General features: G+C 45.5%; 1 protein-coding gene. It reads left to right on the forward strand.

The features are described from left to right. Window positions 1–266, forward strand: a 266-nt coding sequence (locus tag LIZ98_RS17810; protein ID WP_227203200.1) for a hypothetical protein, incomplete at both ends; no start/stop codon positions are given.

Consider the following 266-nt stretch of genomic DNA (forward strand, 5'->3'; position numbering starts at 1 on the left):
TTGGAAGGGACCTTAGAGAACCAAGGGAAGGGGAGGCGAGGAAGGAAGAGAGAAGGGGGAAAAGGGATGAAGGACAAGCTGATGAATCGGGATCAAATAAATCGAATATTTTTGATGCGGTTAGGGGAATGGATATTATGCCAGCTCCGTTGGAGGAAGATGTTCGATATAGTGCAGGGCAGAGTACTGAACCTGATTGTCGATGTCCGTGCGACCATACCTACAGTTACTATAAGCAGGTAAGTGTTCAGAATAAGTTTTCTAGA

The organism is Caldibacillus sp. 210928-DFI.2.18, assembly GCF_020554505.1.
GTDB lineage: Bacteria > Bacillota > Bacilli > Bacillales > Caldibacillaceae > Caldifermentibacillus > Caldifermentibacillus hisashii.